Annotated in this window: 7 protein-coding genes; 3 read left to right on the forward strand and 4 right to left on the reverse strand. The window is 75.2% G+C overall.

The genetic code is table 11. The features are described from left to right. From ACIQOV_RS20720 to ACIQOV_RS20735, 4 genes are all read right to left on the reverse strand, one after another. On the reverse strand, positions 1-822 hold an 822-nt coding region (locus ACIQOV_RS20720), incomplete at its 3' end, for a glycosyltransferase (protein WP_401050428.1). Further along, on the reverse strand, positions 819-1652 hold the full coding sequence (locus ACIQOV_RS20725) for a MerR family transcriptional regulator (protein WP_401050430.1): 834 nt from the start codon (positions 1650-1652) through the stop codon (positions 819-821). The genes ACIQOV_RS20720 and ACIQOV_RS20725, both read right to left, overlap by 4 nt. 126 nt (positions 1653-1778) lie before the next feature. Further along, the gene (locus ACIQOV_RS20730) at positions 1779-2897 is read right to left on the reverse strand and encodes a DUF6745 domain-containing protein (RefSeq protein ID WP_401050433.1); all 1119 of its coding nucleotides are present in this window, start codon (positions 2895-2897) and stop codon (positions 1779-1781) included. Between the two features lie 127 nt (positions 2898-3024). Beyond that, the gene (locus ACIQOV_RS20735) at positions 3025-3351 is read right to left on the reverse strand and encodes a hypothetical protein (RefSeq protein ID WP_401050442.1); all 327 of its coding nucleotides are present in this window, start codon (positions 3349-3351) and stop codon (positions 3025-3027) included. A gap of 201 nt (positions 3352-3552) precedes the next feature. On the opposite strand from ACIQOV_RS20735, the gene ACIQOV_RS20740 reads away from it, so the two are divergent. The 3 genes from ACIQOV_RS20740 to ACIQOV_RS20750 all read left to right on the forward strand — a co-directional run. Beyond that, entirely contained in the window at positions 3553-4530 is a 978-nt protein-coding gene (locus ACIQOV_RS20740) for an STM4015 family protein (RefSeq protein ID WP_401050436.1), read from the forward strand. Positions 4531-4614: 84 nt separating this feature from the next. Further along, a complete protein-coding gene (locus ACIQOV_RS20745) occupies positions 4615-5550 on the forward strand; it encodes an STM4015 family protein (RefSeq protein ID WP_401050438.1) in 936 nt (311 codons plus the stop codon). A gap of 15 nt (positions 5551-5565) precedes the next feature. Next, positions 5566-6660, forward strand: a 1095-nt coding sequence (locus ACIQOV_RS20750; protein ID WP_401050439.1) for an STM4014 family protein, incomplete at its 3' end; no start/stop codon positions are given.

Genomic DNA, 6660 nt, shown 5'->3' on the forward strand with positions numbered 1-6660 from the left:
CCCCCGGACGCCCGCCCGCCGCAGGGCCTCCACCGCGAGGGTGCTCAGCCGCTCGCCCTGCCCGGCCGCCATGCTGCCGAAGCCGATGAACACCGGTGGCGGTCCCTCCCGCAGGAAGTCCTCGACCTCGGCCGGGAGACGGCGGTCGTCCGGCACGTACGGCCACCAGTTGCCGACCACCCGCAGCCCCTCCCGCCAGTCGGCCGGGCGCGGTACGACGGTCGGACTGAAGCCGTGCAACACCGGCCAGCGCTCCCGTTCCACGGCCCGCCGGCGCGCGGTCTGGGAGAGCGCCGGGAGTCCGAGCCGCCACCGCATCCGGCGGGCGGCCTCGGCGTGCAGACGATCGACGACCCGCTGGCCGAGCGCCCCCGCCGCCCGGTTGCCCCAGCTCCCCAACGAGCGGCCGCCCCCGACGACCGGAGGGAACTCCCGTGTCGGCAGCGTGGGTTGCAGGTAGACCCCCAGGCTGGGAACGTCCATCGCCTCCGCGAGGTGCCAGCCCAGCGGCGCGGTGGTGGTGCTCAGCAGGAGCAGATCGGCGCCGGGTGCGGTGGCGTCCGCGAGCCCGTCGCCCAGCTGCCCGATGAACGCCGCGGCCCGCGCGAGCAGTTCGGAGCGCCCGCGTGCGGGCCCGGCGCCCGCGCCGCGTGGATCGACCGGGAGCGGCCGGAAGTCGAGGCCGCTGCCGGCCACCAGCTCGCGGAAGGCCTCGGGCGCCGCGAGCGCGACCTCGTGCCCCGCACCGCGCAGGTACGCCCCGAGCCCGGTGTAGGGGGCGACGTCGCCGTACGATCCGGCGGCCATGACGAGGATCCTCATCGGGCCGCCCCGTCGACATCGTCGCCGTCGACGTCGTTGCCCTCGTTGCCGTCGTTGCCGTCGAGGTCGTTCGCGTCGCGCCGCTCGGCGTTGGCGCCGATGGCCGCACGGAGGTAGCCGGCCAGGCCCGGGCGCTGGTCGGCCGGCGGGACGACCAGGGCGAAGGCCCGGGCGTCCGCCTCGTAGTCGTCGGCGATCCGGCAGTGCATCTCCGGCGGGCAGGGTGTGAACCACCGGGTGATGTGCTGCCGGTGCCGCTCCGCGAGGTCCAGCACCGTCCGGTGGTCGACCGGCAGCCCCGCGTCGAAGGCCTCCAGCAGCCGGCCGCGCCACTCGGCGGCCTCCGCCATCAGCTGCTGCCAGTCCTCCTTGGAGTGGGTGGCGGCGCGGGCCAGGGCCTCCTGGTGGCTGTCCCGCTCGCCCCACCTGAGGTGGGCGTCGGCCGCGTAGCTGAGGTCGAAGACCACGTCCCCGAAGACCTCGAAGCGCTCCTGCGGCGTCAGCTCGACCCCGGTGCGCTGGACCTCGATGGCCCGCTCGGCGACGTCGACCAGCTTCTGCAGGCGGCCGATCTGGTCGGTGAGGGCCTGCCGCCTCGCCAGCAGGTGGTCGAGCGCGTTGGCCCGCGGGTCCGCCAGGATGTCGGCGATCTCGTCGAGCGGGAAGCCGAGCTCCCGGTAGAAGAGGATCTGCTGGAGCCTGGCGAGGTCCGCGCCGCTGTAGAGCCGGTAGCCGGCCGGGCTGCGCTCACTGGGCGCGAGCAGCCCGGACCGGTCGTAGTAGTGCAAGGTCCGGATCGTGACACCGGCGAAGCCGGAGACCTGGCCCACCGACCAGCTCGTGCGTCCCTCCGATCATCCGTTCGTTCGCTGCGCCCCACCGTGCGGCCTGACGTGGGCTGAGGGTCAACACGCGCAGCTCAGGGGCCCGCTCCGGATGGCTGGAGGCAGCCTGGATCAGGTCTCGCGCTGCGGGTGGTAGGCGCTCTCGGGTATGCCGAAGGTCCAGGCGACCCCGGCTCGCGCGGTGCGGGTGCTCGGGGGGACGCGCAGCCAGTAGGTGCGGTGGGTGCCGTCCGGTTCGGGGGTGGAGTTGACCACCTCGACCATCACCACCGGCTCGTCGTCGGGCAGGACGATCCGCCAGAGCACCCCGGTCTCGTCCCGGTGGACGGGCTCGGCGCCGGAGTCGGCCAGGTAGCGCTCGTAGCCGTAGTGCTCCAGCAGGACCCGGCGCAGCTCGGCGTTCTCCTCGGCGCGGATCCGCTCGACGGTCACCTCGGCCAGGCCTGCCAGGAACTCCGGCGGGACGGGCATGCCGCGCCAGGCGTGCAGGGCGAAGCCGTCGGCGTACTCCAGGGCGGGCCCGTCCGCCCGGTCGAGCCGTCCGGCCTCGTCGCGGTGCAGGACGGCCGGCCGCTCGCTGAGCAGGGCCACCTCCCGGTACGGCCACCACCAGCCGGCCTCCCTGGCCAGTTCGGCGAGCGGTGCGACGGCGTCGGCGCTCGACCCGGCGGCCTCGAAGGCGGCGAACCACGGCGCGTCGTGCTGACCGCGCACGGCGTCCAGCAGGGCGAGCCGGACGGTGGTGCGACGGTCCCGTGCCTCCTCGGCCACGGCGGCGTCGGCCTCCCGGTCGGTCTCGGGGGCGAGCCGGTCGAGCACGGCGTTGCGCAGTCGGTCGGCGAGCGGGGTGGTGACCGGTCCGAGCTCGCCACCGGTGAGCGCCCAGTGGCCCGCCCACCCGCTGGTGCCGACCTGCTCGACGGCCCGTCGGCGGGCCTCCTCCCAGGGCCGGGTGCGCACGGCCTCACGCACGCTCTGTGCGCCGGCGGCCCGCAGCTCCAGGGCCGCCTCGGTCGCGGCGAGCGGCGAGCCGAACCAGCGGACGGCCGCGGGCTCGGGCAGTCCGGCCGCCCGGTAGGCGGCCCGGACGGCACGCTCGGCCGCCGCCCTGTCCCCCGGCCCGGTGGCCGCCCCGGCCGCCCGCCAACGGGCCGTCGCCTCGGCCGGCCCGGGCAGCTCCCGCGCCTGCGCCCGGTCGCCGTGGGCCTCGTCGTGGATCACCGTTTCCATCCCTGCTCCGTTCCCGGCCGGGCTCCCCGCCCGGCCGTCCGTTCCCGTTCCCGTGCCGCGGCCCCGGCCGCGCCCTGCCCTCGTGCCCTGCCCTCGTGCCGCCCCCGTACGGCGGGCGGAGCGGTCGTCAGTCCGCGACCACCCGCACCGCGCCGGGCGCGTACTCGCGTTGGCGGACCACCCGGTACCAGCTCTTGGGCAGCGGTATCGCCGCGTGCTCCTCGTGCACCACCCGGCCGCCCTCGGGCAGGTGCAGCCAGCCCGCGCCGAACGGCCCGGTCTCGCGGCGCAGCTCGCCGGGGCCGACCACGGCGTGGGCGTGCCCGGTGACCTCGCCGAGCGCCAGCACCATCCGGCCCCGCCCGTCCCGGGGCTGCACGGCCAGCCCCGCCACCCGCGGCGGCACCGCGCTCTCCTCGACCGGCACGATCAGCACATCGCCCTGGCGGTACATCAGTCCTCCCTCGCCGTACGGCCGGACCCCGGCGGACGCCGGGACCCACGGCTCCACCGCGTCTGCCGCGGTCACTCTCCGGAGCCAGGAACCGAACATAGAGCAAGGGTCTGACAACGCGCCCGGGCGGCGACCCGGCCGCCGGATTGTCAGTCCCGGCTGGTAGACAGTTGTTCGGCCCAGATCCCGGAGGAGCAGCGCATGACTGTCAACGACCACATCGAGCGGTTCCACGGTCTCCCCGTCTTCGACTTCGTGGAGGCCTTGGAGGAGGCCGAGGAGAAGGGCGGATCCGGCGCCGTCGAGCTGCCGGACGCGGCCTCGGCCGCCTGGAGGGTCAAGCTCGACTACGAGTCCGAGGCGACGTTCGCCGAGCGCTGGGAGCAGTTCCTCGGCGCCGTCGACACCGAGCGGGTCACCGCCCTGGTGATCGGCCAGTGGGCCCCGGACGAGCCGGACGGCTTCCAGGAGCCGATGGAGGCGATCGTCGCCGCCGCCGACCGGCTGCCCGCCCTGCGCGCGCTGTTCGTCGGCGACATCACCTACGAGGAGTGCGAGATCTCCTGGATCCAGCAGTGCGACATCACGCCGCTGCTGACGGCCTTCCCGCGGCTGGCCGAGCTGGTGGTGCGCGGCGCCTCGCAGGACTGGGACGGCAAGGGCGGTCTGGCCCTGCGGCCGCTGCGGCACGAGGCGCTCAAGGCGCTGCGCTTCGAGGCCGGCGGCCTGCCGGGCTCGGTCGTGCGCTCGGTGGCCGGCTGCGACTTCCCGGCCCTGGAGCGGCTGGAGCTCTGGCTGGGCGTGGACAACTACGGCGGCGACGCGACGATGGCCGACGTCGCGCTGTTCCTGGACGGCACCCGCTTCCCCTCGCTGCGCCACCTCGGCCTCCAGAACAGCGAGTTCCAGGACGACATCGCGGCCGCCGTGGCGCACGCGCCCGTCGTCGCCGGGCTGGAGTCGCTCAACCTCTCCATGGGCGTGCTGACCGATCAGGGCGCCACCGCCCTGCTGGAGGGCCAGCCCCTCACCCACCTGCGCTCCCTCGACCTGCACCACCACTACCTGACCGAGGAGATGCAGCAGCGCCTGCGCCAGGCCCTCACCGGGGTCGAGGTCGACCTCTCCGAGCCCGGCAAGCCCGACGACCGGTGGCGCTACGTGGCCGTGGCCGAGTAACCGTCACCTCTCGCACGCACCCGTCCGTCCGTCCGTCCGTCCGACCACTCGACCACTCGACCACTCGACCCACCAGGATCCTCCATGACCGTCTCCCGCCACATCGAACGCTTCCACGAGCTGCCGGTCCACGAGTTCACGCCCGACGACGCCCGGCCGCAGCCCGCCGCGGGCGCCGTCGCCTGGCGGCTGTCCCTCGAGTACGGCTCCACGCAGGACTTCGTCCAGCTCTGGCAGTCCTTCCTGGAGGAGGTCGACCCGGCGGGCGTCCGCGCCGTGGTGATCGGCGCCTGGTGGCAGGACGGGTACACGTCCGTACGCTCCGCCGTCGAGGCCGTCACGGCCGAGGCGCGGCGCCTGCCCGCCCTGGAGGCGCTGTTCCTCGGCGAGGTGACCTTCGACGAGTGCGAGATCTCCTGGCTGGAGATGGACGACGTCACCCCCTTGCTGAACGCCTTCCCCGGGCTGCGGTCGCTGGCCGTGCGCGGCGGCACGGACCTCGCCCTGGAGCCGGTGCGGCACGACCGGCTGACCAGCCTGCGCTTCGAGTCCGGCGGCCTTCCGGCCACCGTGGTGCGCGCGGTGGCCGGCTCCGAACTGCCCGCGCTGGAGCGCCTGACCCTCTGGCTCGGCGTGGACGAGTACGGCGGTGACGCGACGATGGACGACCTGGCACCGTTCCTGGACGGTTCCCGGCTGCCGAAGCTGCGCCACCTCGGGCTGGCCAACAGCGAACTCCAGGACGAGATCGCCGCCGCCCTCGCCCACGCCCCCGTGGTGGCCCGGCTGGAGTCGCTCGACATCTCCATGGGCGTGCTCTCCGACGAGGGCGCCACCACCCTGCTGGAGGGCCAGCCGCTCACCCACCTGCGCTCCCTCGACCTGCACCACCACTACCTGAGCGACGCGATGCAGGAACGTCTGCACGAGGCCCTGCCCGGGGTCGAGCTCGACCTCGGCGACGCCGAGGCGGACGAGATGGACGACGAGGACGACCGCTACGTCTCGGTCTCCGAGTAGCCGGACACGGAGGCGATGACCGTGCGACTGACCGTCCTCGGCAACCCGGGGCACCGACGGGTGACGCTGTTCGCGGCCGCCGCCCGGGCCGCCGGACTGCCCGAGCCCGCCGTCCTGCCCTGGCTGGACGTGCTGCGCGGCCGGTACCGGCTGCCCGAGGACGGCCTGCTGCGCATCGAGTCGCCCGGCGAGGAGCCCGAGGTCGACCGGCTGCTGCGCGGCCCGGCGCTCGGCCCCGGCTACGCGCCGACCAGGGTCGAGGGCACGGCCGTCTGGTACGCGGGGGTCATGGCCGCGCTGCGCGGGCTGGCCGCCCGGCCCGGCGTACGGCTGCTCCGCGTACGGCTGCTCGGCGATCCGGAGGAGATCGCCGTGATGTTCGACAAGCGCCGGGCGCACGCGCTGCTCACCGCGGCCGGGGTGCCGGTGCCCAGGGCGCTCGGCGGCGAGGTCACCGGCTGGGAGCACCTGCGCGAGCGCCTCGCCGCGGCCGGCCTGCACCGGGTCTTCGTCAAGCCGGCGCACGGCTCCTCCGCCTCCGGGGTGATGGCCCTGGAGTTCGGGCCGCGCGGGCAAGTGCAGGCCACCACCTCGGTGGAGCTCACCGACGGCGGCCTGCACAACTCGCTGCGGGTGCGCCGCTACCGCGGCGAGCGGGAGGTCGCCGCGATCGTCGACGGCCTGGCACCGGACGGCCTGCACGTCGAGCAGTGGATCCCGAAGGCCTCGCAGTCGGGGCGCTCGGCGGACCTGCGGGTCGTGGTGGTCGCCGGCCGGGCCACCCACGCCGTGGTGCGCACCAGCACCCAGCCGATGACCAACCTGCACCTCGGCGGCGCCCGGGGCAGCATCGACCAGGTCCGGGAGGCCGCGGGGCCTGCCTGGCCGGCCCTGCTGGAGACGGCCGAGCGCGCGGCGGCCTGCTTCCCCGGCTCGCCGATGGTCGGCGTCGACGTGCTGCCCACGGCCGGCTGGCGGCGCGCCCTGGTCGGCGAGGTGAACGCCTTCGGCGACCTGCTCCCCCGCCTCACCGGCCTGCCCGGCGGCCCCGCCGAGGGCCTGGACACCTACGGCGCCCAGCTGGCCGCCCTCACCTCGCGCCTCAACGCC

This window comes from Kitasatospora sp. NPDC091257 (assembly GCF_044757675.1).
In the GTDB taxonomy this organism is placed as follows: Bacteria; Actinomycetota; Actinomycetes; order Streptomycetales; family Streptomycetaceae; genus Kitasatospora; species Kitasatospora lactacystinica.

What these genes read in the sequence shown, in the direction of transcription:
- ACIQOV_RS20730 (WP_401050433.1), bottom strand. Translation starts at nt 2,897, where the DNA reads ATGGAAACGGTGATCCACGACGAGGCCCACGGCGACCGGGCGCAGGCG.
- ACIQOV_RS20735 (WP_401050442.1), bottom strand. Translation starts at nt 3,351, where the DNA reads ATGTACCGCCAGGGCGATGTGCTGATCGTGCCGGTCGAGGAGAGCGCG.
- ACIQOV_RS20740 (WP_401050436.1), top strand. Translation starts at nt 3,553, where the DNA reads ATGACTGTCAACGACCACATCGAGCGGTTCCACGGTCTCCCCGTCTTC.
- ACIQOV_RS20745 (WP_401050438.1), top strand. Translation starts at nt 4,615, where the DNA reads ATGACCGTCTCCCGCCACATCGAACGCTTCCACGAGCTGCCGGTCCAC.